Origin of the sequence: Agrobacterium sp. BT-220-3, from assembly GCF_025910175.1 — a bacterium.
Classification (GTDB): Bacteria; Pseudomonadota; Alphaproteobacteria; order Rhizobiales; family Rhizobiaceae; genus Agrobacterium; species Agrobacterium oryzihabitans.
Genome location: NZ_JAPAIX010000009.1, coordinates 1 through 25,694, shown reverse-complemented (window position 1 = coordinate 25,694; position 25,694 = coordinate 1). Strand labels below are relative to the sequence as shown.

The window sequence follows — 25,694 nt, the reverse complement described above, 5'->3', positions numbered from 1 at the left end:
CTGCTGCGCAAGCATCACATGGAACATGTCGATCGCAGGAGAACGATCACGCCCTCCAGCGCCGTCCGTCAAGCGAGAGACCGAAATCGGAAGGCGTTCTCGAATAAGTTGCGAGCCCGGAAAGGGCCGCCTGCGGATGGGTGACGACGAAGGTGGGGATGGTCCGCATCAGCGCGCTGTGCGGCGCCTTGTCCTCGAACGCGGCCCGGAATTCAGGGCTTTTCAGCGCCGGAACGATTTTCTGCGAAATGCCGCCGGCCAGATAGACGCCGCCCTTGGCCATGAAGATCAGGGCAAGATCACCGGCCAGACGGCCGAGATAGGTGCTGAAAAGCGAAAGCGTTTCTTTCGCCTGTGCATTCTGGCCGGAAAGCCCCTGCGAGGTGATGTCCGCCGGATCGGAAAAGATCGGCTCTATACCATCGGCAGCACAGATAGCCCGATAAAGATTGACCAGTCCGCGCCCGCACAGGATCTGCTCGCCGGCGACGCGGCCCTCAATGGTTTCGATATGCGGAAAGACCGCATAGTCGCGCGCGCTTCTGGGGCCGATATCGACATGGCCGCCTTCACCCGGAACGGGGAACCACATATGGCGGGCGTAAACCAGACCGGCGACGCCAAGGCCGGTGCCTGGTCCGAGAACCACGCGCGATGCCAGCATGTCTTTTTTGCCGGCGCCTATAGGCTCGCGATTGTCGTCGTCAAGCGCGGCGATTGCCAAGGCCTGCGCCTCGAAGTCGTTGATGACGATGACATCCTTCAGGCCGAGTTTGGCCAGCATATCCTTCGGTTTGACGACCCAATGGCAGTTGGTCAGCGGAATTTCGTCGCCTTCGATGGGGCCGGCGATCGCAAGGATGGTCGAGACCGGCTGAAGCGAGGTCTTGTCCAGAACCGCCTGCTGGATGGCGTCGTCAATTGTCGGATATTCCGCTGTTTTCACGGTGGTGAGGTGCACCGGTTCCGCAAAGGAATCGATCAGAATGGAAAAGCGGGCATTGGTGCCGCCGATGTCGCCAAGAAGGATCGGAAAGGAAAGATATTCGGTATCGGACGTCTTCGGCATTACCTGTTCCATGTTGGCGCGTCATTCGGCGAGGTTGAAGTCGATCAGGTTTTCTGCGGTGGCGCGGTTGAGCGCCATGGGAATATCGTAAACCGTGGCAAGCCGGGTCAGGGCCTTCACATCCACATCATGCGGCATTGCCGTCAGCGGGTCGGTGAAGAAGATCAGCATATCCACTTCGCCGGTCGCGATCATCGCGCCGATCTGCTGGTCACCGCCAAGCGGGCCGCTCTTGAGGCGAATGACATCAAGCCCCGGACAGGCTTCCTGAACACGTCCGCCGGTCGTGCCGGTGGCGACGATCTTGAATCCGGATAGCGCCTTTTGATGGTGACGCGCGAAATCCGCCATATCGTCTTTTTTCTCGTCGTGAGCGATGAGCGCGATACAGCGTTGTCCTGCCATGTCCCCAGCCTGTCCCGGTAAAGAATTAAATCGATTTGAAGCCTTCTATAACAGCTTGCCGCCATTTGAAAAGGGAAGCTGTTGAATGCCGCATTTCTGTATCAGTTCAATGTCGGACGCTGGGTCGGAAGCGGAATATCCGAAGGCGGCTGTAGGGTCGGAGCGTTCTGAATGACCTGTTCGACGCTTTGCTGGCGCACGGCCTGAACCGGCGCGGGAGAATAGGCCTGCGCAGCAATACCCTCAGGGTTGGCGGAAGGGGCAGCAGCCACGGCGGCGCAGGCGGATGGCAGGTCGGAAACCATGACGGGGCGGGGTTTCACCGGTTTGGCATTGGGGTCCTTTTTCGGCGGCGCCCATGGTTCTTTCGTAAACCACCAGGCGAGCGACTTGTCGCAGCCATCGCCCTTGCCCACGGCCGCCTGCGGTTTGCAGTTCGGCGCGCCGGGCGGGCATTCGAGGCGAATGTGGAAATGTTCGTCATGCCCATAGATCGGCCTGATCTTGCCCATGAAGGTGCGGTCGCCGGTCCATGTCTGGCAAAGCTTCTGCTTGATGGCTGGGTTGACGAAGACGCGTTCCACCTGCGGATAGCTCGCCGCCATCATCACCAGCCGGGCATTGAGCGGCGACCATTTGCGATCATCGACCGTCAAAAATTTGCTCTTGTCCAGCATGGAGATGAACGGCACCGTTTCGCGTTGCTCCACGCTCAGCCGGGGGTTAGGCATTGGCCGCCACCAGACATCCACATCGAGACCGATCTGGTGCGAGGCATGGCCGGTCAGCATCGGCCCGCCGCGCGGCTGGGAAATATCGCCGAGCAGCAATCCTGGCCAGCCGATTTTCTGGGCGTCCTGCGAAAATTGTTCCAGGAAGGAGATCAGCTGCGGCTGGCCCCAGCGCCGGTTGCGCGAAAGCCGCATGGCCTGCCAGCCGGGACCGTCGGTCGGCATGGCGATCGCGCCGGACTGGCAGCCCTTGGCATAGGAGCCGATCGGCTGCGAGGTTGCGGCGGAAGGCAGAGCCATGTGGCCAAACACTTCTTTCGCGGGCCTGTCTTCGGCCGAGGCGGTTTCCGCCTGCAATTGCACCGCAGAAACGACTGAAATCGCCAGCATGGCCGCCTTGAAAACTCTGGATGATCCCGCCGTCATATCGTCGTGCCCGTCCGATCAGATGATTCTCTTCCCCTTAAGATAAACTGGAACGGGATTTTGTTGAAACCATGTTTCACCTACTGACGCCAAAGCATGCGGATAAGGACGCCGATAAAGAGCTTGTGAGGCGGAACATCTGTTTTTTGACAATCTTTGTTTTATGCTCTCTCCAACAAACACGAAAACAGGGAACTTCCCGAATGATATTGGCACCATTGAAATCCCGCCTCCTCATCGCTCTTGCGGCATCTGCCGTGCTGATACCGGTGGTGGCATCCGCCCAGTCTGCAGATGTCTGGCGAAAGGGGATTTCGACGGTCGGGGAATTGAAGCATCCCGATGGCTTTGATCATTTCGACTATGTGAACACCAGGGCGCCGAAGGGCGGAACGCTGCGCCTGTCGACGACTGGAACCTTCGATACGCTCAATCCGCTTCTCGCCAAGGGTGAGGCTGCCACGGGTCTTTCCTTGGTTTTCGATACTCTGATGAAATCCACCGAAGAGGAACTCTCTGCCTCCTACGGTCTTCTCGCCGAGGGCGTAAGCTATCCGGATGACATTTCCAAAGCGACGTTCCGGCTGCGGGCGGAGGCAAAATGGGCAGACGGAAAGCCGGTGACGCCGGAGGATGTCGTCTTCAGCTTCGAAAAGGCCAAGGATCTCAGCCCGCAGCTTGCGACCTATTACACCCATGTCACCAAGGCGGAGGTGACGGGTGAAAGGGACATCACCTTCACTTTCGATGAAAAGAACAATCGCGAATTGCCGCAGATTGTCGGGCAATTGCTGATCGTTCCCAAGCACTGGTGGGAAGCCGCCGGTCCGGATGGCAAGCCGCGCGACATTTCACGCGGCACGCTGGAGCCGGTGATGGGTTCAGGCCCTTATAAAATCGCATCCCTGTCTGCCGGCTCGACGATGACCTATGAGCGCCGCGACGATTATTGGGGCAAGGACGTCAATGTGAATGTCGGGCTCAATAACTTCAAAACCATCGCCTACACCTTCTTCTCCGATCAGGATGTTGAATTCCAGGCCTTCAAGTCCGGCACCGTCGATTTCCGGCAGGAAGCCTCTTCCAGCCGCTGGGTAACGGGTTACGATTTCCCGGCCGTCAAGGAAGGCCGTGTCAAGAAAGAGGAATTGCCGAACATCTATCGCTCCGTCGGCATCATGCAGGCCTTCGTGCCGAACATGCGGCGGGAAAAGTTTCAGAGCCCGAAACTGCGCAAGGCGCTCAACTACGCCTTCGATTTCGAGGAGTTGAACCGGACGCTGGCTTACGGCCAGTTTCAGCGCATCAACAGCTTTTTCATGGGTAGCGAGCTGGCCTCTTCCGGCCTGCCGACCGGTCGCGAGCTGGAACTGCTTCAGGAGCTGAAGGACCAGGTTCCGCCAGAGGTCTTCACCACCGAGTACCGCAACCCGGTCGCGGGTGAACCCGCCAAGCAGCGTGACAATCTGCGCGAGGCGGTCAAGCTCATGAAGGAGGCCGGTTACGAGCTGCGCGGCAACCGCATGGTCAATGCGGCGAGCGGGCAACCGCTTGATATGGAGTTTCTGATCGATTCCGCCGGCATGGAAAGAACCATCCTGCCCTATGTCCAGAACCTGAAGAAGATCGGCATCAACGCGACCATCCGCACGGTCGATGCCTCGCAATATACCAACCGCACCCGCAGCTTCGATTATGACGTAATCGTCAAGCTCTGGGCGACCTCGGCCAATCCCGGAAACGAGCAGGCGGATTTCTGGGGTTCGGCGGCAGCCGACCGGCAGGGGTCCAACAATCTCGCCGGCATCAAGAACCCCGCCGTCGATGCTCTGGTCAGAAAGGTCATATTTGCGCCCAACCGGGATGAGCAGGTGGCCGCCGCGCGGGCGCTCGACCGGGTGCTTCTGGCAAACAGCTATGTCATACCGCAATTTTACCGCGGCGAGATGTTCATCGCTTACTGGAACACGCTCATCCGTCCGGAAAACCTGCCGCAATATGGTGTCGGTTTTCCGGAAGCATGGTGGTCCAGCCAGGCGGCGAACTGACGCCACCCTTGCTTTCGCGCCGAAGGCTTGATTCACATAGGGCGAGACGAATCGCTCAAAGCGCGCAGGCAAGCGCTTTCAGGAAAGGACCGGGTTTGACAGAAACGAAGACCGCTGACGTATCGGCCGGGAGCAAGGGCTGATGGGCGCCTATATCCTCAGACGTCTGGCGCTGATGATCCCGACCATTATCGGCATCATGGGCATTTCGTTTCTCGTCATCCAGTTCGCGCCGGGCGGGCCGGTGGAACAGGTCGTGGCCCAGCTGACAGGGCAAGGCGACAGTGCGTCCGACCGGCTCTCTGGCGGCGGCGATCTTATGGGACAGTCGGGTGGTTTCGATGAAAGCGGCTCGAAATATCGTGGCGCTCAGGGTCTCGATCCTGAGCTGATCGCCAAGCTTGAGAAACAGTTTGGTTTCGACAAGCCGCCTTTGACCCGCTTTCTCGAAATGATGTGGAATTATATCCGCTTTGATTTCGGCGACAGCTTCTTCCGCAATTCCTCGGTGATCGATCTCATCATCGACAAGCTGCCGGTTTCGGCGTCGCTCGGTTTCTGGATTTTGATCATTTCCTACATCATCTCCATTCCGCTCGGCATCAAGAAAGCCGTTTCCGACGGCTCGACCTTTGATATCTGGACATCCGGCATCATCATCATCGGTTATGCCGTGCCGAGCTTCCTGTTCGGCATTCTTCTCATCGTTCTCTTCGCTGGCGGATCGTTCTTCGACTGGTTCCCGCTGCGCGGTCTTGTGTCCGACAATTTTGCCGATCTGAACTGGTGGCAGAAGATCATCGACTATTTCTGGCACCTGACCCTGCCGCTCATCGCGCTCTCGCTTTCGGCTTTCGCAACGACGACGCTTTTGACGAAGAATTCCTTCATCGACGAGATCAAGAAGCAATATGTCATCACTGCCCGCGCCAAGGGTCTTACTGAGCGCAAGGTGCTGTATGGCCATGTCTTCCGCAACGCGATGCTTATCGTGATCGCCGGTTTCCCGGGCGCCTTCATCTCGGCCTTCTTCACCGGGTCGCTGCTGATCGAGAATATCTTCTCGCTGGATGGACTGGGCCGCCTCGGTTACCTCTCGGTTGTCAATCGTGACTATCCGATCGTATTCGGCACGCTCTTCATCTTCTCGCTGATGGGCCTCGTGGTCAGCCTCCTATCCGACCTCATCTACACATGGATCGATCCGCGCATCGATTTCGAGCGGAGGGACGTGTGATGACGCTCGCCCATACCGCCGTAACGGAAACAATGGTAAAGCCGAAGCGCCCATGGTTTTCGCCGACCACCAAGCGCCGCTGGCAGAATTTCAAGGCAAACCGGCGCGGTTACTGGTCGTTCTGGCTGTTCCTGATCCTGTTTTTCCTGAGCCTGATTGCGGAATTCATCGCCAATGACAAACCCATTTTCGCTTCCTACAAGGGCGAATTTCTGGTGCCGGTCATGGTCGATTATCCAGAGGAAAAATTCGGCGGCTTTCTTGCCCAGACCGACTACAAATCCTCCTTCATTCAGGACGAGATCAACGCCAATGGCTGGATGATCTGGCCGCCGATCCGTTATTCCTACCAGACGGTCAATTCCAATATTCCGCATTCCGCGCCGACTGCGCCTTTCTGGCTGATGGATGAAAAAGACCGCTGCTCCGCCTACCCGCAGGGCAATGCCGATCCCGGCTGCACGCTCGGCAATCTCAACTGGCTCGGAACCGACAATCAGGCGCGCGATGTCACGGCGCGGATGATCTATGGTTTCCGTATCTCCGTTCTGTTCGGCCTGACGCTGACGATCGCGTCGGCTCTCGTCGGGGTGACTGCGGGCGCAATCCAGGGCTATTTCGGCGGCTGGACAGACCTTCTGTTGCAGCGTTTTATCGAAATCTGGTCGTCCATGCCGGTGCTTTACATCCTGCTCATCATCGCAGCTATTCTGCCACCGGGCTTCTTCGTTCTGCTCGGCATCATGCTGCTGTTCTCATGGGTCGGCTTCGTCGGCATCGTGCGGGCGGAATTCCTGCGCGCCAGAAACTTCGAGTATGTCCGCGCCGCCCGTGCCTTGGGCGTCGGCAACTGGACGATCATGTTCCGGCATCTTCTGCCCAACGCCATGGTGGCAACGCTGACTTTCCTTCCGTTCATCCTTTCCGGTTCGATCACCACCTTGACCTCGCTCGATTTCCTCGGCTTCGGCATGCCACCGGGATCGCCGTCGCTGGGCGAGATGATCGCGCAGGGCAAAAACAACCTTCAGGCGCCCTGGCTTGGCCTCACGGCCTTCTTCACCATGTCCATCATGCTGTCTTTGCTGATCTTCGTCGGCGAGGCGGTGCGAGACGCCTTCGACCCACGCAAGACGTTCCGGTGATCGCCATGATGGAAACCAAGACCCAGCCGCTTCTCTCCGTCCGGGATCTCTCCGTCGCCTTCCATCAGGGCGGCGCGACCAGCGTCGCCGTCGATCAGGTCTCCTTCGATCTGATGCCGGGCGAGGTCGTCGCCCTTGTCGGGGAATCCGGCTCCGGCAAATCGGTGACGGCGAACTCCATCCTCAAATTGCTGCCCTATCCGGCGGCGAGCCATCCTTCGGGCAAAATCCTGTTCGACGGCAAGGACATGTTGACGCTTCCGGAACGCGCTCTGCGCGCCGTGCGCGGTAACGACATCACCATGATTTTCCAGGAGCCGATGACGTCGCTCAACCCGCTCCACACCATTGAGCGGCAGATCGGCGAAATCCTCGAACTGCATCAGGCGATCACCGGCGCGGAGGCGCGGGCGCGCACTTTGGAGCTGTTGCTGCAGGTGGGTATCCGCGAGCCGGAAAAGCGCCTGAAGGCCTATCCGCATGAATTGTCCGGCGGCCAGCGGCAGCGCGTGATGATCGCCATGGCGCTCGCCAACCGGCCAAAACTGCTGATCGCCGACGAACCGACGACCGCGCTGGATGTGACCGTTCAGGCGCAGATCCTCGAGCTGTTGAGTGATCTCAAGACCCGTCACGGCATGTCCATGCTGTTCATCACCCACGACCTCGGCATCGTGCGCAAGTTTGCCGATCGTGTCTGCGTCATGACCAAGGGCAAGATCGTCGAAACAGGCACAGTGGAACAGGTGTTTACCGATCCGCAACACGCCTATACGCGCCATCTTCTGGCAGCCGAACCCAAGGGCGAGCCGCCGCTTTCCGACACCAGCAAACCCGTGGTCATGCAGGGCGACGACATAAAGGTCTGGTTCCCGATCAAGGCGGGGCTGATGCGCAGGGTGGTGGACCATGTGAAGGCGGTCGACGGTATCGATATCACACTGCGCGCCGGACAGACGGTTGGCGTGGTGGGCGAATCCGGCTCCGGCAAGACGACGCTCGGTCTCGCCCTCTCGCGGCTGATCGCCTCTGAGGGACGTATCAGCTTCATCGGCCAGTCAATCGACAGCTATTCCTATGAGATGATGAAGCCGCTCAGAAACCGGCTTCAGGTGGTGTTTCAGGATCCTTACGGCTCGCTCAGCCCGCGCATGTCGGTGGGCGAAATCGTCGCCGAGGGCCTGAAGGTGCATGAACGATCGCTTTCCGCCGATGAGCGGGATACCCGTGTCGCCCAGGCATTGGACGAGGTTGGCCTCGACCCGGCAACGCGCTGGCGGTATCCGCATGAATTTTCCGGCGGCCAGCGCCAGCGTATCGCCATTGCCCGTGCGATGGTATTGAAACCCCGTTTCGTCATGCTGGACGAGCCGACATCGGCGCTCGACATGAGCGTGCAGGCGCAGGTGGTCGATCTGTTGCGCGATCTTCAGGCCAAGCATGAGCTCGCCTATCTCTTCATCAGCCACGACCTGAAGGTGGTGAAGGCGCTTGCAAACGACGTGATTGTCATGCGCAACGGCAAGGTGGTGGAGAGCGGCCCGGCGGCGGAGATATTCGCTGATCCGCAACAGGAATATACCAGGGCTCTCCTGGCGGCAGCCTTCAATATAGAGGCCGTTGAGACAAAAGCGGTGAGCCAGTAGGCGTATCGCTGTTTCTATTAAGGCGATGATTTTTCTGTTGCTTTGCGCAAAATGCCGACCCATGTTGCGGGGACGAGATACGCAAACGGATTGAATGCCATGGCAGCGGATGTGATCGTTTTGGGGGCGGGGATCATCGGGGTCTCCGTCGCTTTGCAACTGGCCCGCAGGGGTAAATCGGTCGTACTGGTGGACCGGCGGGGCCCGGGTGAGGAAACCTCCTTCGGCAATGCCGGGCTGATCCAGAGGGAGGGTGTCGTCCCTTACGCCTTTCCGCAGGAGGTCAGCCGGCTGCTGCGCTATTCCCTGAACAACAGCATCGATGCCCGTTACCACCTTTTTGCTTTGCCGAAGATCGCGCCTTTCCTCGGCCGCTACTGGTATAATTCCGCAGCCACGCGCCATGCCACGATTGCCCGTGCTTATGCGCCGCTGATCGAACATTCGGTCTCCGAACACAGCATCCTCATCGATGAGGCGAAGGCCGGCGATCTGATCGTGAAAAACGGCTGGATGGAGGCCTATAGGACCGCCGAAAGGCGGGATGCAGACTTTGCTTTCGCCGAACGTCTGGCGCGCGACCACGACATCTCCCACACTAAACTCGATGAGGCGGAACTCGCCGCGGCGGAACCGCATCTCAGCCGGGATTTCGTCGGCGGCCTGAAATGGAACGATCCGTGGTCGGTGCGCGACCCGCACGCGCTAACGCTCGCCTATGTCAAACTCTTCGAAAGTCTTGGCGGAACCTTTGTGCGGGGCGATGCATCCACGCTCAGTCAGACGACAAGTGGTTGGACGGTACGTACCGAAACCGGCGCGGTGGAGGCTGAACATGCCGTTGTCGCACTGGGCCCCTGGGCGGATACGGTGACGGAAAGGCTCGGTTATCGCTTTCCGCTCGGCGTCAAACGCGGCTATCACATGCATTATGCGCCGCAGGAGGGAACGAAGCTTAACAACTGGCTGATCGATGCCGAGCGCGGTTACTTCCTCGCGCCAATGCGCAAAGGCATCCGCCTGACGACCGGCGCGGAATTCGCCGAACGCGATGCGCCGAAATCCCCGGTGCAGATCGAGTGGGCGGAACGGGTCGCCCGCACGGTCTTTCCCCTTGGCGGCAGGCTGGATGCGGAACCCTGGATGGGCGCGCGCCCCTGCACGCCGGATATGATGCCGATCATCGGCAAGGCGCCAAGGCACAGGACATTGTGGCTCGCCTTCGGGCATGCCCATCACGGCCTCACACTCGGGCCCATCACCGGCCGTGTGCTGGCGGAAACCATGCTGGGAGAAACGCCTGTTATCGCCATCGACGCCTATCGCCCGGAAAGGTTCAATCCCTGATAGCCGAATCCGCTGGCCTTCCTGCGGCGGGCCACGTAACATGGGCTTATCCAAGGGGAAAAGGGGCAAGCGTCATCATGACGGCGAGGTTTCTCATCTATCAGCAGCAGGACGATTTTCGTTAGCGAAGCGCTTCCGCGCGCGAAACAGAAGAGAAACGGCCTGCTGGTGCATGATGGATGATATTGAAAAAGCAAAGAAATTTTTCGACGATAACCCCGATATCGAAATTCTCGAAGCCTTTGTCATAGATGCGAACGGCGTGCCGCGCGGCAAATGGATTCCGCGCGAAAGGGCGATCGACGTTCTTGAAAAGGGAATGGCGATCCCGCGCTCGGTCTATGCACTTGATATCTGGGGCCGCGATGTACACGCTGCGGGCCTTGCCGAAGGTACGGGCGATCCGGACGGGTTCTGCTTTCCTGTTCCCGGCACCCTGTCGCGGGTGACGTGGCTTGGCCGGCCGACCGCGCAAGTCCTGCTCGCGATGAAAAATCCGGACGGAACAGGGTTTTACGGCGATCCGCGCAATGTCTTGGCACGGGTGCTGGAAGCCTACAAAAAGGCTGGCCTCACGCCGGTTGTGGCGACCGAACTCGAATTTTACCTGATCGACCCGGTTCGCTCGGCGCTTGATCCCGTCCGTCCTCCGCACAGCCGCGAGGGGCGATGGCACACGGGCCAGACACAGGTTCTGTCGATTTCAGAATTGCAGGATTTCGAGGATGTCTTCCATGATATCGCCACGGCCTGCCGGGCGCAGGGCGTTCTTGCCGATACGACGCTGCGGGAAAACGGACCGGGACAATATGAGATCAACCTCAATCACGTGCCGGACGCCTTGCAGGCCGCGGATTTCGCCGTCTTTCTAAAACGTATCGTCAAGGGCGTGGCGCGGCGGCATGAACTCGACGCCACCTTCATGGCCAAGCCCTACGGATTGCAGGCTGGCAACGGCATGCATGTGCATTTCTCGGTTCTCGACAGGGACGGCACCAACATCTACGCCGGGGAAAACGGTCCATCGGATGCGTTGATGCATTCGGTCGGCGGCCTTCTGGAAAACATGGGGGAAAGCATGGCGATCTTCGCGCCCCATGCCAATTCCTACCGTCGCCTGACGCCCAGCGAACATGCGCCCACCTACGCCTCCTGGGGCATCGACAACCGCTCGGCGGCAGTGCGCGTCATCACCGCCAGCAAGGCCGCAACGCGTATCGAACATCGCGTCGCCGGTGCCGACACTAATCCTTATCTCGTCGTGGCGATGATCCTGAGTGCCGCACTCGCCGGCATGAAGGAAAAACGCCAGCCCGGCGGCGCGATTTCCGGTGACAGCCACGCCATCAATCACGAACCCCTGCCCACCAACTGGGATTATGCTTTGCAGCGCTTCACGCGTTCCAGCTTCGCTTATGCGACGCTCGGCCAGCGCTATCGCACGCTGTTTTCCGCCTGCAAACAGCAGGAGCTTTCCGAATTTTCCCTGCGTGTAACCGACGTCGAATATGACGCCTATATCAGGACGGTGTGAGATGGCTGAGGTGACGACTATTCCCAATCCCGGCCACACATCCTCCTGGTACGCGGCCTCCGCCAATGTCAAATCCGTGCGGCCATCGCTTGAAGGTGCACTGGAAGCCGATGTCTGCATCATCGGCGGCGGGTTTACCGGCATCTCCGCCGCGCTCGAACTGTCTGAGCGCGGTTATTCCGTCATTGTGCTGGAGGGCGTGCGGGTCGGCTTCGGCGCTTCGGGGCGCAATGGCGGCCAGATCGTCAATGGCTACAGCCGCGATCTTGAAACGATCGCCAGTCGTTATGGCCACGACAAGGCGGTGAAACTCGGCGAAATGTCGCTGGAAGGCGGCGCGATCATCCGCAGCCGCATCGCCAAATATGCCATCGATTGCGATCTCGTCGACGGCGGCTTCTTCGCCGCCTTCACGCCGAAACAGATCCGCGAAATGGAGGCCCACAAGGCCCATTGGGAAAAACACGGCCATGGCGGACTTGAAATGGTCGCCAAGGCCGATGTCGGAGCGTATGTGAAGACCGATCGCTATGCCGGCGGTATGATCGACCGCTTCGGTGGCCACATCCACCCGCTTAATCTGGTGCAGGGGGAAGCGGCGGCCGCCGAAAGCCTTGGTGCGCGCATATTCGAAAATTCGCGGGTCATTTCGCTGGAGCAGGGCGTAAACCCTGTCGTGCGCACGGCGACTGGCAGCGTGAGGGCGAAATATGTACTCGTTTGCGGCAACGCCTATCTCGGCAAGCTGCTGCCGGAAATCGGTGACCGCATGATGCCGGTCTCAAGCCAGGTCATGGCGACGGAGCCGCTTGATTCAGGCCTGATCGAGGAACTCCTGCCCGCCAATTATTGCGTCGAAGATGCCAATTACATTCTCGATTATTATCGCCGCACCTCCGACAACCGCTTGCTTTATGGCGGTGGCATCGGTTATGGCGGCAGCGATCCGGCGGATCTGACCGGCGTTATCCGTCCGAATATGCTGAAGACCTTCCCGCAACTGGAAAAGACGAGGATCGACTTTGCCTGGAGCGGCAATTTCGCGCTGACGCTGACGCGCATTCCGCATATGGGAAAACTGTCGGACAATGTCTATTTTTCGCATGGCGACAGCGGCCACGGCGTCACCACAACCCATCTGTTGGGCAAGATATTGGGCGAGGCCGTTGCAGGCCACGCCGAGCGTTTCGATGTCTGGAGTTCCCTGCCGAACTATCCGTTCCCGGGCGGCAAGACGTTCCGCGTGCCGCTGACCGTGCTTGGCGCATGGTGGTACGGCATGCGCGACAGGCTCGGATTTTAAAACGTCACCGCTTTCAGACCGGCAAGTGCGTTTTTCGCAATATCTTCCGGCGTGGCATCGATGCTGACGGTTACGACACCGGGTTCGCCGGTCGGCACTTCCAGCGTGGCAAGCTGGGTCTGGAGCAGCGAGAGCGGCATGAAATGGCCTTTTCGTTCGCCCATGCGCCGGCTGAGAAGCTCCAGGCTGCCGTCCAGATAGACGAAGGCGAGCGAGCCACCGGCGGCTTTGCGAAGTCGGTCACGATAGATTTTCTTGAGCGCCGAGCAGGAAACGACGACACCGTTATTTTCACGGCCCTTGTGCAATTCCGCGCCGATGAGATCGAGCCACGGCCAGCGGTCCTCGTCGGTCAGTGGAATGCCTTCCGACATTTTGTCGACATTGGATTTAGGGTGAAGCTTGTCGCCTTCAATGAAGGCAATACCCAGTTTTTCCGCCAGTTCCTCTGCGACCGTGGACTTGCCAGAGCCGCTCACTCCCATCACGACGATTGCCTGTGTCACCCGAACCTCGAATGTTTCTGTTTCGACGGTCAGCCCCTAACATGTGCGGCGAATGTCGGGAACATAAAAATGATGAGCCTGCATATGTCAGTGCCCGGTTTTGCGAGCTGCCGCCTTTTCCAGAGCGGAAAAGCCAGCGTGGATCAGGATCGCGAGCACGGCGACGATCAACCCGCCTTGAAGGATGAAGGCGAGATTGTTGGATTGCAGGCCGGCAATGATGACTTCCCCCAGCGTTCGCGCGGCGACCGTGGAACCGATGGTCGCCGTCGACAGGCTGATGACGGACGATAGCCGGATGCCCGCGAGGATCGCCGGAAGGGCAAGGGGTAGCTCCACTTTGACAAGCCTTTGCCAGCCCGTCATGCCGCTGCCTCTGGCGGCATCCATCACGGTTGCGGGCAGGGTGGTAAGTCCGGTCAGCGTATTTTCAAAGACCGGCAAAAGCGCATAGAGAAACAGCGCGATGAGCGTGGGTTTCTCGCCAAAACCGATCATCGGCACCGCAAGCGCCAGAACCGCCACCGGCGGAAAGGTCTGGCCAATATTGGCGATGCTGCGCGATAACGGCAGAAAATCGGCGCCGAAGGGGCGGGTGACGAGAACCGCAAGCGCCCCCGCCACCAGCGTCGCCAGCCCCGTCGCGATCCCGACAATGGCGAGATGCGACAGTGTCAGCGAAAGCAGGTTGGCCTGGGTGTAGATCGCTGGCGCATTGGCCTGCACGAGAGGGCGAAACACCGGCGCGAAGACCTGCGGCGCCGCGAGGAAGACGATCAGCGCCAGCACCAGAAGGCCGGGAACGAAAAACGAGGCGGCATTTTTCATGGGGTTCCGGCAGCACGCTGGAGGAGAACATCGCGCCGCACCCGGCCCGCGGGCTGGCCATCGTCTTTCAGCACCGGCAATGCATCGCGGCCCGCCCATAACATCGCAGACAGGGCGTCGCGCTGGCTGGTGTGCTCGTTCAGCGGTTCGCCATCAGCGTTTCCCGGCTCCACGGCGTCTGCAACGGACAGGACGGACAGCAGTTTCAGGGCGCGCTCATTTTCGCCGATCATGGTTCGCACGAAATCCGTCGCCGGCTTCAGCACCAGTTCGGCCGGCGGGCAGTCCTGCACAATGCGGCCTTTGTCCATGACGGCAATACGGTCCGCCAGATGGAAGGCTTCGTCCATATCATGGGTGACGAGAACGATCGTGACACCGAGCTTCTTCTGAATATCCAGAAGATCGTTCTGGGCCTTGGCGCGGATCACCGGGTCCAGAGCGCCGAAAGGTTCGTCCATCAGGAGAATGTTCGGCTCGGCCGCAAGCGCGCGCGCCACGCCGACGCGCTGTTGCTGACCGCCGGAAAGCTCATGCGGAAAGCGGTCGGCATAAAGCGCCGGGTCGAGCTGGAAGAGATGCATCAGCGCGTCGATTTTCGCATCAATGCGCTTGCGGTCCCAGCCTATGAGCTGCGGAACCGTCGCGATATTCTCCGCCACGGTGCGATGCGGAAACAGCCCATGGCCCTGAATGGCATAGCCAATCTGACGGCGCAGCTTGTAGCCCGGCATGGTGCTCACATCGTCTCCGTCGATGCGGATCGTGCCGGAGGTCGGCTCCACCAGCCGGTTGATCATGCGCAGAAGGGTGGTTTTTCCCGACCCGGAAGTGCCGACGATGACGGTGACGGTGCGCGGCGCCACGGTCAGGGAGACCTGGTCGACCACGGCTGCATCGCCATATCGTTTCGTGATGGTGTCGATCTCGATCATGCCTTTTGCCTTCCGCCTGCGCTGAAGAGATTGCTGTCGATAAGGGCGTCGAGCGTAATCGCGGCGGCGAAGCCGAGTAGAACGGTCGGCACGGTGCCGAGCAGCACGAGGTCCATCGCGGTCTGTCCGATGCCCTGAAACACGAAAACGCCAAATCCACCGCCGCCGATCAGTGCTGCGATGGTCGCAAGACCGATATTCTGCACCAGGACAATGCGAATGCCGGTGAGAATGACCGGCATGGCCAGCGGAAATTCAACCCGCAACAGCCTTTGCAGCGGCGTCATGCCAAGCCCGCGCGCGGCTTCCCGCACGGCCTGCGAGACGCCGGAAAGACCGACAACCGTATTGGAAACGACAGGCAGCAGCGAATAGAGAAACAGCGCCACGAAGGCGGGGGCCATGCCGATGCCCGCGATGCCGATCTTCGCCGCGCCCGGCACATTGGCTGCCATCCATCCGAGCGGTGCAATCAGAAGACCGAAAAGCGCGATGGAGGGAATGGTCTGGACGATGTTGAGAGCGTTGAGCACCCCGGAGCGCAAGCGCTCGACCTTGTAACAGAGAATGCCGAGCGGGATACCGGCCACGGTCGCCGCAACCAGAGAGCCGATGGCAAGCTCCACATGCCGCAGGGCTTCGGTCCAGAAAATATCAGCCCGGCCGGTATATTCCTTGATGATGGAGAGGTCATTCCAGAGGCCACTTGCCAGAACCACTGCAAGCGTCGCGATTGCCGCCAGCAACAGCAAAATCCGCACGGCCGGTTTCGGCTGGAGACGTGCAATGCAATCGGTTGCGAGCAGGGCAAGTGCCGCAAACATCAACCAGAAACCGCTGGCGGGCGAAACACGGGCAAAACTGTTGCCTTCAGGCGTCAACGCGGAGGCCGCCTGCCCGACAAAGATCGCCAACGACGCAAGGCCAACCAACGCGGCTGCGAGTTTCAGGCGCGCTGGAAAGCGGAAAAAGGCGATGAAAGCGGCGACAAGAATGATGGCGGCGAGAAGGATTGCAGAAGAAACCGGAAGGGCTTCGAAGATCGTCCGCGTTTCGCCCTGAATGATCCGGTTGGCGCGGAATGTCATGAAGGGAGACGCAAAAAGCGCGTAGAGAAGCAGGCACGAAATCAACACGCCCACCTTGTCAGGCCATTTCGTCAAATTCCGCTCCCCCGGATCATAGGTTCGAGCGGGATGGCAAAAACCGCATATGGTTTCCGCTATCCCGCCCCAGCGTTTCACAGGTGATTATTTGAGGAAACCGTTCTTCGTCAGGAAGTCGGTAGCAACTGCCTTGGCCTGCTCACCACCCACCTGCACACGGGCGTTCAGCTCCTGCAGGGTCGCCAGATCCAGCTTTTCGAAAACGGGTTTCAGCAATGCCTCGATATTGGGGTTCTTTTTCAGAACCTCTTCGCGGATGATCGGCGCGGGCTGGTAGACGGGCTGCACATGCTTGTCATCCTCAAGCACCACCAGCCCGGAGGGGGCAATGCCGCCATCGGTGCCATAGACCATGGCCGCATTGGCATTGTTCGTCTGGTTGGCGGCAGCCGCGATGGTGGCGGCGGTATCGCCGCCCGAAAGCGTGATCAGCTGGTCCGGTTTCATGGTGAAGCCGTAGGTGGTCTGAAACGCAGGCAGGGCGGCAGCGGAGTTGACGAATTCCGAGGATGCGGCGAGAACCACCTCACCGCCACCGGCAATGTATTTGCCGAAATCTGAAAGCGTCTTCAGATTGTTCTTGTCGGCGACATCCTTGCGCAGCGCAATCGCCCAGGTGTTGTTTGCGGGCGATGGTGTCAGCCAGACGATCTTGTTGGCATCATAATCGAGTGTCTTGGCTTCCTGATAAGCCTTGGCGGCATCCTTCCAGAGCGGATCGTCCGCCTTGGAGAAAAAGAAGGCGGCGTTGCCGGTATATTCCGGATAGATGTCGATCTCGCCCGCAGTGATCGCCTTTCTGACAACCGGTGTGGCTCCGAGCTGGATGCGGTCCGTTGTCTCGATATTGTTCTTGTTCAGGACGGCGAGGATGATGTTGCCGAGAACGCCACCCTCCGTGTCGATCTTCGACGACACCACCACCTGCGCCTGAGCGATGGAACCATAAAGTGCAAGCGCCAGTCCGGCGCCCGTCAACATCATCAAGCGTTTCATGAAAATTCCTCCGGTGGGTCAGCCTGTCGAACACGCGAAAAATCGTCGCCGCAATTGCGGAGAAACAAGAACGGCCGGGAGAACAAATGGTTGCAACGCCATTGGCGTTTTTTGCGTGAATGCGAGGGCGCTGGTCCCGCTTAGGGTTTGTCGTCCCGCTTGCGAGCATCCTTGCCCATGACGAGCGGCATGAGAACCGACAGGAACAGAAGTCTGAGAACGTGATGCGAGCCGACATAGGCGGTATCGGCGTGCATCATCACGGCCATGGCCGCCATGGTTTCAAGGCCCCCCGGCGAATAGGCGATCATGACGGCATTGAGCGGAACGCCGGTGATGCCGGAAATCATCCAGGCGATACTTCCGGCGATCACCATCACGGCAATCGTGACGACGAAACCCGCCAGAAAGCCTTTCCGTACGTCCATCAAGGACACGTTTGAAAAGCGCGTGCCGATGAGACAGCCGATCAGCACATAGACCGGCAGGCTGAGCCAGGTCGGAACGCCACCCTCGGTAAGGCCGGTAATATGGGTGCCGATGGAAACGGCTACGCCGCCAAGCAGCAGGGCTGCGGGAAATTTCCATCGCAGGAAGAGCCACCCCATCGCAAGAGACGCGCCGATGGTCAGACCAAGTGTGAACAGGCCCATCGGCGGGTTGACGATGAGCGGCTCGGTGCTGACGAGGTCGAAATATTCGACGATCAGCGGCACGGAAAGGGTTAGCGCCAGCACCCGGACGCTTTGCACGATGCTGACGGTCGCAAGGTCGCTTTTCGTCTCGGCGCCAAGACTGATGATGTAGCTGAGATGTCCGGGCGAAGCGCCGAGCATCGCCGTCGTGCGGTCGTATCCGAAGCCGTAATGCAGGATCCAGTAGGCGACATAAAGCATGATGACAACGGCGAGGAGCACGACGACGAAGCTCAGCGGCCATGTTCTTGCGGCGTCGATGACCGAAGGCGTCACGCTCGTTCCCATCGAAATGCCGACGACGACGAAACAGGCATTGCGGATGAAGGCGGGAATGCTGAGCCTCACGCCGGCCAGTCCCGTGATCGTCACGGCAAGTGCCGGGCCGGAAAGAAAGGGAGCTGGGATATTGAGGAGGCTGGCGATGAGCGCACCCATGCTGCCGACAAGCGCGGTAAGCGCAAATGTATGGAATTCAGGCTTGATGATCATTGCGACGCTGATGGCTTGCTTCAGAAAAGCTCGCGACCAAATGCGCCGCTTCGTCTTGCGACGTCAACATGCAGGATCAAAAATATTATATTTGATGCGTGTTTTATAAAAGAAAAGCCCGTGGCCTTTGGACACGGGCTATGGCGATTGCCGATTGGGAAATGGGACGATCAGGCGGCCGGAAGAGCGGCAACCTTCGGCATTTCCGTATCGATCCCGAGCAGGAAGTTGATCTGCGGCCGGGCCTTGACGAGATCGTCAATGGAATATTCAGTCAGAACATCGAAGAACGCATTGAGCGCCCTGCGAAGCGCGGAGTTCAGCCCGCAGCTGTCCACAAGCGGACATTCGACAGCGCCGTCCTCGAAGCATTCCGCCATGGCGAAGCTGTCTTCGGTAACCTTCACCACGTCGAACAGGCTGATCTTCTCGGCAGGCTTGCCAAGCCGCACACCGCCGTTGCGGCCACGCACCGTTTCCACGAGGCCAGCCTTGTTGAGCGGCTGCAGGATTTTGAAAAGGAACAGCTCGGACACGCCATAAGCCCTGGCAATCTCCGGAATGCGGCTCAGCTTGCCTTCATTCGCGGCGCAATACATCAACATGCGAACGGCATAGTTGGTCTGTTTGGTCAAACGCATGCTGGTCTCCTAACTCTCAATGTGGAGTTATATAGTCTCTTTTTCAGTTTAGAACAATTCCAGAAACTGAAAAAACTCGAACCCATCGGATATTTCTCGAACGACCTTGTTGACCGCTCCGATGATTCATGAACAAACAAGTCAAGAATCTGAATGTAATGGAGGCATTCGTAATGGCAAGCTTGAAATCGTGTTTTTCCGCTGCCGTTGTTTCGGGACTGACGATGTTTTTGGCCGCGCCTGCCGCTTTTGCGGATGGCGAGGTGAACGTCTATTCGTACCGGCAGCCTGAGTTGATTCAGCCGCTGCTCGATGCCTTCACGAAAGAAACGGGCATAGAGGCAAACGTTCTTTTCCTCGACAAAGGTCTGGTGGAACGTATTCAGGCCGAGGGTGTCAATTCGCCGGCCGATATCCTGCTGACCGTCGATATCGCCCGTCTCGTCGAGGCGAAAGAAGGCGGCGTCACGCAGCCGGTGCTGAACGATCCCGTCATTGAAAAAGATATTCCGGCCAACCTTCGCGATCCCCAAGGAGAGTGGTTCGGCCTGACGACGCGCGGCCGGGTGGTCTATGCCTCGAAGGAGCGGGTGACCCAGAAGGACATCACCTATGAGGAGCTTGCCGAACCGAAATGGAAGGGCAAGATCTGCATTCGCGACGGCCAGCATTCCTACAATATCGCGCTGATCGCCTCGATGATCGCCCATCATGGCGTCGATCATACCCGGACATGGCTGACCGGTCTGAAGAACAATCTGGCCCGCAAGCCCGATGGAACAGACCGTAGCCAGGCGAAATCGATCTTTTCCGGCGAATGCGATATCGCGCTCGGCAATACCTACTATGTGGGCCTGATGCTGACCAACGATCGCGAGCCGGAAGAAAAGGAATGGGCGGGATCGGTGCGGGTGATCTTTCCCAATGCGGGTGACCGTGGCACACATGTGAATATTTCCGGCATGGCGCTTACGAAATACGCACCCAACAGGGACAATGCGCTGAAGCTGATGGAATTCCTCGCATCGCGCGAAGCACAGGAAATCTACGCCAAGCAGGTCTTCGAATATCCGGTCCTGCCCGGCGCGGAGCCTTCCGATGTGGTGAAGGGCTTCGGCCCCATTAATCCGGACAAGCTGCCGCTGACGGATATCGCCGCCCATCGCAAACAGGCATCCGAACTGGTGGATGAAGTCGGTTTCAACGACGGCCCAACCAATTGATGTCGCTGCCAATGCCCGCGATCGGTTGAGCGTTGGGCTACCGGCGGATCAATTACCCGCCGGCTTTTCGTCCAGAGACGCATTGTAGTCGAGGATAGCCTTGCGCCTCTCCGGCGTTCCGGGATGGGTGGACACGATGCTGGTGCCGCCCTTGTCGCCCAGCTTGTCCTCAAGCAGTGCAAAGAAACGTTCGATTGCGGTGGGATCCAGCCCGGCCTTGCGCATCAGTTCCACGGAGCGCTGGTCGGCCTGACGTTCGGCATCGCGCGAATGCGACAACGCCAGAAGACCGCCGCCCTGGGTGAGAATGTCTTCCATGGCCGAACCGACATCGCCGGCAATCAGCATGACGAGACCGGCGACCCCGGCAGCGCGGTAGAGTTGCCGCAGGCTGTGTTCATGTTCGACATGGCCGATTTCATGCGCGAGAACGCCAATGATCATCTGCCTGTCGTCGCCGGCCAGCTCCACCAACTCGTCGGTCAGCACGAGCGTCCCGTCCGGAAGCGCGAAAGCGTTGGGGCCGATATAACCGCCATTGCGAAAATTCAGCTTGTAATCTTCGGGCGAGCCCTTCGCATGGGCGACTATTCTGGAGAAGTCCGAACGGATCGCGTCCTGTTCCGCCTGTGGCAGGGTGCTCGCAGAAAACACCGTTTTGTCGAAGGCCTGCAGCGTGCTGGCCGACATGACCTGCGGCACGATCGGCGGGGTCACGGCAACCGCCACTTCCACCAGCGCCGGAAGCGCCAGTTTGTAGGTGCCGTAGGCCAGAAGAACGGCTGCTGCCGTGATGCCGACCAGCCGCGGGCGAAACTGTTCCATCCAATGCACAAAGCCGGCACGTTTCGTGATGTGCTGGCCAAGCAGCCGGTCCACACCGTCATTGTCGCGTGTTTCGAACAGCGAGCCGTCAGGAAAATGCAGTTCGCGGGGAATGGTCCCGACCCGATGGCTGATCTCGACGGTTTTTATCTCGGCCTGGGTTCTGACGTGGTTGTCCTTCGCATCGAGCACGAGAAGGACCGTGCCGCCAAGTTTTAACCTGGCGGCGCTCGAAAGGTTGGAGCGAGCGGCATGCCACTCGCCCGAAACGGTTTCTCCGATATCAGAAACCAAATTCGAAACCTTCCATATCCATATATTCGGCGCTGACGGCAGCGCCCGTCGCCTCCATCGAGGAGAGAACCTCGCCCACATCGCCGTTGAAACGGATTGCCGTGCGCTCGACGGTGTAACGCGCTTCGCGTACCGCCGCCCATGGCCGCATCAGGCCAAAGGTGAAAACGGTGACGATCAGGTTGGAGATGACGATCCAGAGGTAGCGGCCGCGATGAAGGTCGCTGCGCAATTCGTGCTTTCCGTCAAGCAGCATGGACGAGATGACGACGTTGCGCACGCCGGTGCGATAGACCACGCCTGCAAGGCCATAGACCAGAAACGCGCCGAAAAGGCCGATATAGAGGGAGGCAAGCGCGGTCACCATGGCAGCCGTCTCATCTTCGAGCATCGCGCTGTTGGCGGCAAAGGCGGCAATGCCGAAAAAGCCGACCACGACGCTGCCGATCACGACCATGATGGCGGGAATGATCCAGACCCGGTAAAGCGCGCCAATCTTGGGATCGGCAGTGAACGGACGATCGCCATAACGCAGGTTGCTGAAAATGTAGCGGTTCGCCCAGCGGCTGGCCAGAGGCGCCAGAATGCCGAAGGAAAAGAGCGCAACGAGGCCGCCGAGCAGAATGGAGACGAAAGCGCCACCGGCTGTGCCGACAAAATCAAAACGCACGTTACGATAGCTCGTCACACGCGCATTGAATCGGATGCTGCGTGTAATGAGCCAGGGAAAGAAGATCATAAGCAGGATCGCCGGCACGAAGACCAGGAACGGGTGGATGAGGCCGACAAGCTGCGAGATGACGATGAAGGCAAAGGCGATAAGCCGGCCCTTGAAGATTTGTCCGCCGGTGGCGTGATAACCGAAGGCGCGGCCGGCGAGCACGGTATTTCCGTTGAAGTAACGCTTGCGGCGCACCTTTGCCCAGGCGGAATAGATGCCGATGGTGATGATCGTCAGAAGAATATTGACGATCCAGATGCCGAAATACTCTTTGGCATTTCCGCTGAAAGAGCCGCGTTCGATCGCGCGCTGATCCGCGCTGACAGAGATGTCACTCATAAATAGTCCCTCATGGCATGCCCCTCTCCGGGCAGATTGAGTTTGCAAGCTTCCCCGTTATTCATCGGTTTGGCAGCGTCCCCACGCCGCATCGGGACTCTTACGCGATAACAGCTTTAAGTGGAATTATTTTGACAGAAGAAAACTTGATTTTTCTGGTTATCTTTTAACCAAAAAGGCCCCGCCGTAAAATCGGCGGGGCCTTCTGCAAGATCGCGGGTTGTTCCGGCTTATTTCATCGTCGGCATGACGAATTCAGCACCCGATTTGATACCGGACGGCCAGCGCGAGGTGATCGTCTTGGTCTTCGTCCAGAACTTGATCGAATCCGTGCCGTGCTGGTTGAGGTCGCCGAAGCTCGAGGCCTTCCAGCCGCCGAAGGAATGGTAGGCGAGCGGAACCGGGATCGGAACGTTGATGCCGATCATGCCGATATTGATGCGGCTTGCAAAATCGCGGGCGGCGTCGCCGTCACGGGTGTAGATCGCAACGCCGTTGCCATATTCATGCTTCATCGGCAGTTCGAGCGCGTCTTCGTAATTCTTGGCGCGAACGACGGAGAGAACCGGTCCGAAGATTTCCGTCTTGTAGATGTCCATATCAGGCGTCACGTGGTCGAACAGGCAGCCGCCGACGAAATAGCCGTCTTCATAACCCTGCAGCTTGAAGTCGCGGCCGTCGACCAGCAGCTTTGCACCCTGTTCGACGCCGCTGTCGATCAGGCCCCTGACGCGCGTCTGCGCTTCCTTGGTAACCAGCGGGCCCATATCGGCCTTGTCGTCGGTATAGGGACCGATTCTCAGGCTTTCGATCTGCGGGATAAGCTTTTCAACGAGACGGTTCGCCGTCTCTTCGCCAACCGGAACCGCAACGGAAACGGCCATGCAGCGCTCGCCGGCCGAACCGTAACCCGCGCCCATCAATGCGTTCACAGCCTGGTCGAGATCGGCGTCCGGCATGATGATCATGTGGTTCTTCGCGCCGCCGAAGCACTGCGCGCGCTTGCCGTTCATGGCGGCGGTGCCGTAGACGTAGCGGGCGATCGGCGTCGAGCCGACGAAGGACACCGCGCCGATATCCGGATCGGTCAGGATGGCGTCGACAGCGCCCTTGTCGCCGTTGACGACGTTGAGGATACCGGCCGGAAGACCGGCTTCGATCATCAGTTCGGCAAGACGGATCGGCAGCGACGGGTCGCGCTCGGAAGGCTTGAGGATGAAGGCGTTGCCGCAGGCAATTGCCGGCGCAAACATCCACATCGGGATCATGCCGGGGAAGTTGAACGGCGTAATGCCTGCGCCAATGCCGACCGGCTGGCGGATCGAATACATGTCGATGGCCGGGCCGGCACCTTCGGTGAACTCACCCTTCTGCAGATGCGGAATGCCGCAGACGAATTCGCAGACTTCGAGGCCGCGCACGATATCGCCCTTGGAATCCTCGACGGTCTTGCCGTGCTCGCTGGAGAGCAGCACCGCCAGCTCGTTCATGTCGCGGTTCAGAAGTTCGACGAACTTGAAGAAAACGCGGGCGCGGCGCTGCGGGTTGGTGGCGGCCCATTTCGGCTGTGCCGCTTTGGCGCTTTCCACGGCGGCGCGCAGCTCGGCTTCGCTGGCAAGCGCAACGGTCGCCTGCACTTCGCCGGTCGCCGGGTTGTAGACATTCGATGTGCGGCCGCTGGTGCCGGGCACATGCTTGCCGTTAATGAAATGACCGATTTCCTTCATGGGTTTTCCTCCAGAATGTGATGGCGCAGCATTACCTTTCGATTTGCACAAATCAATCGCCTGAAATAAGCATCCATTGTGCAAAAATAGACATAAGGAGGGTGCCGTGAACTGGGATGATGTGCGTTTGTTTCTAAGCGTCGCGCGAAGCGGCCAGTTTCTTTCGGCAGCGAGAAAGCTCGGCGTCAACCATGCCACCCTCAGCCGGCGCATTTCCGCACTGGAAGCGGCCATCGGCACGCAGCTGTTTTTGCGAAGCACCAATGGCTGCGAGCTGACGGAAGAAGGCCAGCGCCTTCTTGCCGGGGCCGAACGCATGGAAACCGAAATGCTGAACGCCCAGGCAAATCTTGGCCGCGTCGATACGGCGGTGGCGGGAACGGTGCGTATCGGCGCGCCGGATGGTCTCGGCGTGTCCTTTCTCGCGCCTCGGCTTGGCAGGCTCACGGCACGGTATCCCGAGCTGAAGATCCAGCTTGTGCCGGTGCCGCGCTCATTCTCCCTGTCGCAGCGCGAGGCCGATATCGCTATCACCATCGAAAGGCCGGAGCAGGGGAGGTTGATGTTTTCGAAGCTCACCGACTATTCGCTGGGGCTTTATGCATCGGAGGCCTATCTCGCTGAATACGGAACGCCGGCGGATGTCGAGGCACTGAAGCGCCATCGCCGCATCGGTTACGTGGAGGACCTGATCTTCTCGCCGTCCCTGAATTACACCGGCGAAATCATGCGCGATTGGGATGCAGCCTTTGAAATCTCCAGCGCCACAGGCCAGACGGAGGCAGTGCGCTCCGGCGCCGGTATCGGCATCCTGCATAATTATATCGCCGGGCAATATCCCGAGCTTCTGCGGATCATGCCGCATCTCGGCATCAGCCGGTCCTACTGGACGGCCTATCACGAGTCCGCCCGCCAATTGGTTCGCGTCCGCACGGTGGTCGATTTTCTGCAGGAACTGGTGGCCGAAGAGCGGCGAATCTTCATCTGAAAGACATCGTAAAGTTAATGGCCGAGAAGCAATAGGATGACGCCGGCCGGGTTGTACCGCTTATACCCGAGCGATTTGCGCCCACGGCATCGTAAACTTAACGGAATGTGGAGTCCGCTGTGCGATGAGGGGGCATGACAGATCGAGATCCTCTTTACCGTCGGCATCGCTATCCCGGTGAGGTCATCGCCCATGCGGTTTGGCTCTATTTCCGTTTCCCTCTGAGCCTGCGAATGGTTGAGGACTTGCTGGCTGCCCGTGGGATCACTGTCTCGCACCAAACCGTCAGGCAGTGGGCGGAGAAATTCGGTCGCGCCTTCGCCAACGAGATCCGAGCCGATCATCCGGTCGGCTCGGAGATAAATGGCACCTCGATGAGGCCGTTGTTTCAATTTGCGGCAAGAGGCGTTGGCTGTGGCGTGCCGTC

The 25,694-nt window shown here is 59.2% G+C and carries 22 protein-coding genes and 1 pseudogene; 10 read left to right on the top strand and 13 right to left on the bottom strand.

The features are described from left to right. Positions 1-46 precede the first annotated feature (46 nt). From OK142_RS19420 to mepA, 3 genes are all read right to left on the bottom strand, one after another. The gene (locus tag OK142_RS19420) at positions 47-1,069 is read right to left on the bottom strand and encodes a glucokinase (RefSeq protein WP_498684655.1); all 1,023 of its coding nucleotides are present in this window, start codon (positions 1,067-1,069) and stop codon (positions 47-49) included. Between the two features lie 21 nt (positions 1,070-1,090). Beyond that, positions 1,091-1,474 carry a methylglyoxal synthase gene (locus tag OK142_RS19415; RefSeq protein WP_003493198.1) on the bottom strand — a complete coding sequence of 128 codons (384 nt, stop codon included), beginning with the start codon at positions 1,472-1,474 and terminating at the stop codon, positions 1,091-1,093. 101 nt (positions 1,475-1,575) lie between these two features. After that, positions 1,576-2,631, bottom strand: a complete 1,056-nt coding sequence (gene mepA / locus OK142_RS19410) for a penicillin-insensitive murein endopeptidase (RefSeq protein WP_082183451.1) — start codon at positions 2,629-2,631, stop codon at positions 1,576-1,578. 203 nt (positions 2,632-2,834) lie between these two features. Here mepA and OK142_RS19405 point away from each other — a divergent pair, with 203 nt between their 5' ends. The 7 genes from OK142_RS19405 to OK142_RS19375 all read left to right on the top strand — a co-directional run bounded on the left by OK142_RS19405 (position 2,835) and on the right by OK142_RS19375 (position 12,891). Next, positions 2,835-4,679, top strand: coding sequence for an extracellular solute-binding protein (locus OK142_RS19405; RefSeq protein ID WP_216330512.1), 1,845 nt, complete (start codon positions 2,835-2,837; stop codon positions 4,677-4,679). A 142-nt stretch (positions 4,680-4,821) separates the two neighbouring features. Continuing rightward, complete coding sequence (locus OK142_RS19400) at positions 4,822-5,916, top strand: microcin C ABC transporter permease YejB (RefSeq protein ID WP_003493203.1); 1,095 nt, start codon at positions 4,822-4,824, stop codon at positions 5,914-5,916. Positions 5,917-5,948: 32 nt separating this feature from the next. Then, entirely contained in the window at positions 5,949-7,061 is a 1,113-nt protein-coding gene (locus OK142_RS19395) for an ABC transporter permease (RefSeq protein ID WP_409528122.1), read from the top strand. A 5-nt stretch (positions 7,062-7,066) separates the two neighbouring features. Beyond that, the gene (locus tag OK142_RS19390) at positions 7,067-8,707 is read left to right on the top strand and encodes an ABC transporter ATP-binding protein (RefSeq protein WP_498684653.1); all 1,641 of its coding nucleotides are present in this window, start codon (positions 7,067-7,069) and stop codon (positions 8,705-8,707) included. A 99-nt stretch (positions 8,708-8,806) separates the two neighbouring features. Then, on the top strand, positions 8,807-10,054 hold the full coding sequence (locus tag OK142_RS19385; protein ID WP_498684651.1) for an NAD(P)/FAD-dependent oxidoreductase: 1,248 nt from the start codon (positions 8,807-8,809) through the stop codon (positions 10,052-10,054). Between the two features lie 172 nt (positions 10,055-10,226). Next, positions 10,227-11,588, top strand: a complete 1,362-nt coding sequence (locus OK142_RS19380; protein ID WP_164056365.1) for a glutamine synthetase family protein — start codon at positions 10,227-10,229, stop codon at positions 11,586-11,588. 1 nt (position 11,589) lies between these two features. Continuing rightward, positions 11,590-12,891, top strand: a complete 1,302-nt coding sequence (locus tag OK142_RS19375; RefSeq protein WP_498684649.1) for an NAD(P)/FAD-dependent oxidoreductase — start codon at positions 11,590-11,592, stop codon at positions 12,889-12,891. On the opposite strand, the gene OK142_RS19370 is transcribed toward OK142_RS19375, so the two are convergent. The 7 genes from OK142_RS19370 to rirA form a co-directional block, all read right to left on the bottom strand. After that, positions 12,888-13,376: a gluconokinase gene (locus OK142_RS19370; protein ID WP_164056659.1), complete on the bottom strand. Its 489-nt coding sequence runs from the start codon at positions 13,374-13,376 to the stop codon at positions 12,888-12,890. The two genes, OK142_RS19375 and OK142_RS19370, sit on opposite strands and share 4 nt — an antisense overlap. A gap of 108 nt (positions 13,377-13,484) precedes the next feature. Beyond that, entirely contained in the window at positions 13,485-14,225 is a 741-nt protein-coding gene (locus tag OK142_RS19365) for an ABC transporter permease (RefSeq protein WP_498684648.1), read from the bottom strand. Then, entirely contained in the window at positions 14,222-15,160 is a 939-nt protein-coding gene (locus tag OK142_RS19360) for an ABC transporter ATP-binding protein (RefSeq protein WP_498684647.1), read from the bottom strand. Before OK142_RS19360 ends, OK142_RS19365 begins: the two co-directional genes overlap by 4 nt. Further along, the gene (locus tag OK142_RS19355) at positions 15,157-16,323 is read right to left on the bottom strand and encodes an ABC transporter permease (RefSeq protein WP_498684645.1); all 1,167 of its coding nucleotides are present in this window, start codon (positions 16,321-16,323) and stop codon (positions 15,157-15,159) included. The genes OK142_RS19360 and OK142_RS19355 overlap by 4 nt, the downstream gene beginning before the upstream one ends. An 87-nt stretch (positions 16,324-16,410) precedes the next feature. After that, a complete protein-coding gene (osmF, locus tag OK142_RS19350) occupies positions 16,411-17,322 on the bottom strand; it encodes a glycine betaine ABC transporter substrate-binding protein OsmF (protein WP_003493222.1) in 912 nt (303 codons plus the stop codon). Positions 17,323-17,462: 140 nt separating this feature from the next. After that, positions 17,463-18,509, bottom strand: a complete 1,047-nt coding sequence (locus tag OK142_RS19345; protein WP_498684643.1) for an AbrB family transcriptional regulator — start codon at positions 18,507-18,509, stop codon at positions 17,463-17,465. Between the two features lie 170 nt (positions 18,510-18,679). Next, on the bottom strand, positions 18,680-19,150 hold the full coding sequence (rirA, locus tag OK142_RS19340) for an iron-responsive transcriptional regulator RirA (protein ID WP_498684641.1): 471 nt from the start codon (positions 19,148-19,150) through the stop codon (positions 18,680-18,682). 173 nt (positions 19,151-19,323) lie between these two features. Between rirA and OK142_RS19335 the strand changes: the two genes are divergently transcribed. Then, positions 19,324-20,373 carry a Fe(3+) ABC transporter substrate-binding protein gene (locus OK142_RS19335; protein ID WP_498684640.1) on the top strand — a complete coding sequence of 350 codons (1,050 nt, stop codon included), beginning with the start codon at positions 19,324-19,326 and terminating at the stop codon, positions 20,371-20,373. A gap of 48 nt (positions 20,374-20,421) precedes the next feature. Here OK142_RS19335 and OK142_RS19330 read toward each other — a convergent pair whose 3' ends face one another. From OK142_RS19330 to OK142_RS19320, 3 genes are all read right to left on the bottom strand, one after another. Then, the gene (locus OK142_RS19330; RefSeq protein ID WP_498684639.1) at positions 20,422-21,492 is read right to left on the bottom strand and encodes a M48 family metallopeptidase; all 1,071 of its coding nucleotides are present in this window, start codon (positions 21,490-21,492) and stop codon (positions 20,422-20,424) included. Continuing rightward, complete coding sequence (locus tag OK142_RS19325; protein ID WP_003493236.1) at positions 21,482-22,552, bottom strand: YjgN family protein; 1,071 nt, start codon at positions 22,550-22,552, stop codon at positions 21,482-21,484. Before OK142_RS19325 ends, OK142_RS19330 begins: the two co-directional genes overlap by 11 nt. Positions 22,553-22,782: 230 nt before the next feature. Continuing rightward, the gene (locus OK142_RS19320; protein ID WP_082183471.1) at positions 22,783-24,279 is read right to left on the bottom strand and encodes a CoA-acylating methylmalonate-semialdehyde dehydrogenase; all 1,497 of its coding nucleotides are present in this window, start codon (positions 24,277-24,279) and stop codon (positions 22,783-22,785) included. 106 nt (positions 24,280-24,385) lie between these two features. On the opposite strand from OK142_RS19320, the gene OK142_RS19315 reads away from it, so the two are divergent. Both OK142_RS19315 and OK142_RS19310 read left to right on the top strand, forming a co-directional pair. Beyond that, on the top strand, positions 24,386-25,267 hold the full coding sequence (locus OK142_RS19315; protein ID WP_498684638.1) for a LysR family transcriptional regulator: 882 nt from the start codon (positions 24,386-24,388) through the stop codon (positions 25,265-25,267). A 134-nt stretch (positions 25,268-25,401) separates the two neighbouring features. After that, positions 25,402-25,694: pseudogene (locus OK142_RS19310) on the top strand (transposase family protein); the annotation flags it as partial.

Bases quoted from the DNA above. Each gene is read 5' to 3' on its own strand.
- OK142_RS19420 (WP_498684655.1), bottom strand. From the start codon at position 1,069: ATGCCGAAGACGTCCGATACCGAATATCTTTCCTTTCCGATCCTTCTT.
- OK142_RS19415 (WP_003493198.1), bottom strand. From the start codon at position 1,474: ATGGCAGGACAACGCTGTATCGCGCTCATCGCTCACGACGAGAAAAAA.
- mepA (WP_082183451.1), bottom strand. From the start codon at position 2,631: ATGACGGCGGGATCATCCAGAGTTTTCAAGGCGGCCATGCTGGCGATT.
- OK142_RS19405 (WP_216330512.1), top strand. From the start codon at position 2,835: ATGATATTGGCACCATTGAAATCCCGCCTCCTCATCGCTCTTGCGGCA.
- OK142_RS19400 (WP_003493203.1), top strand. From the start codon at position 4,822: ATGGGCGCCTATATCCTCAGACGTCTGGCGCTGATGATCCCGACCATT.
- OK142_RS19395 (WP_409528122.1), top strand. From the start codon at position 5,949: ATGGTAAAGCCGAAGCGCCCATGGTTTTCGCCGACCACCAAGCGCCGC.
- OK142_RS19390 (WP_498684653.1), top strand. From the start codon at position 7,067: ATGATGGAAACCAAGACCCAGCCGCTTCTCTCCGTCCGGGATCTCTCC.
- OK142_RS19385 (WP_498684651.1), top strand. From the start codon at position 8,807: ATGGCAGCGGATGTGATCGTTTTGGGGGCGGGGATCATCGGGGTCTCC.
- OK142_RS19380 (WP_164056365.1), top strand. From the start codon at position 10,227: ATGATGGATGATATTGAAAAAGCAAAGAAATTTTTCGACGATAACCCC.
- OK142_RS19375 (WP_498684649.1), top strand. From the start codon at position 11,590: ATGGCTGAGGTGACGACTATTCCCAATCCCGGCCACACATCCTCCTGG.
- OK142_RS19370 (WP_164056659.1), bottom strand. From the start codon at position 13,376: ATGGGAGTGAGCGGCTCTGGCAAGTCCACGGTCGCAGAGGAACTGGCG.
- OK142_RS19365 (WP_498684648.1), bottom strand. From the start codon at position 14,225: ATGAAAAATGCCGCCTCGTTTTTCGTTCCCGGCCTTCTGGTGCTGGCG.
- OK142_RS19360 (WP_498684647.1), bottom strand. From the start codon at position 15,160: ATGATCGAGATCGACACCATCACGAAACGATATGGCGATGCAGCCGTG.
- osmF (WP_003493222.1), bottom strand. From the start codon at position 17,322: ATGAAACGCTTGATGATGTTGACGGGCGCCGGACTGGCGCTTGCACTT.
- OK142_RS19345 (WP_498684643.1), bottom strand. From the start codon at position 18,509: ATGATCATCAAGCCTGAATTCCATACATTTGCGCTTACCGCGCTTGTC.
- rirA (WP_498684641.1), bottom strand. From the start codon at position 19,150: ATGCGTTTGACCAAACAGACCAACTATGCCGTTCGCATGTTGATGTAT.
- OK142_RS19335 (WP_498684640.1), top strand. From the start codon at position 19,324: ATGGCAAGCTTGAAATCGTGTTTTTCCGCTGCCGTTGTTTCGGGACTG.
- OK142_RS19325 (WP_003493236.1), bottom strand. From the start codon at position 22,552: ATGAGTGACATCTCTGTCAGCGCGGATCAGCGCGCGATCGAACGCGGC.
- OK142_RS19320 (WP_082183471.1), bottom strand. From the start codon at position 24,279: ATGAAGGAAATCGGTCATTTCATTAACGGCAAGCATGTGCCCGGCACC.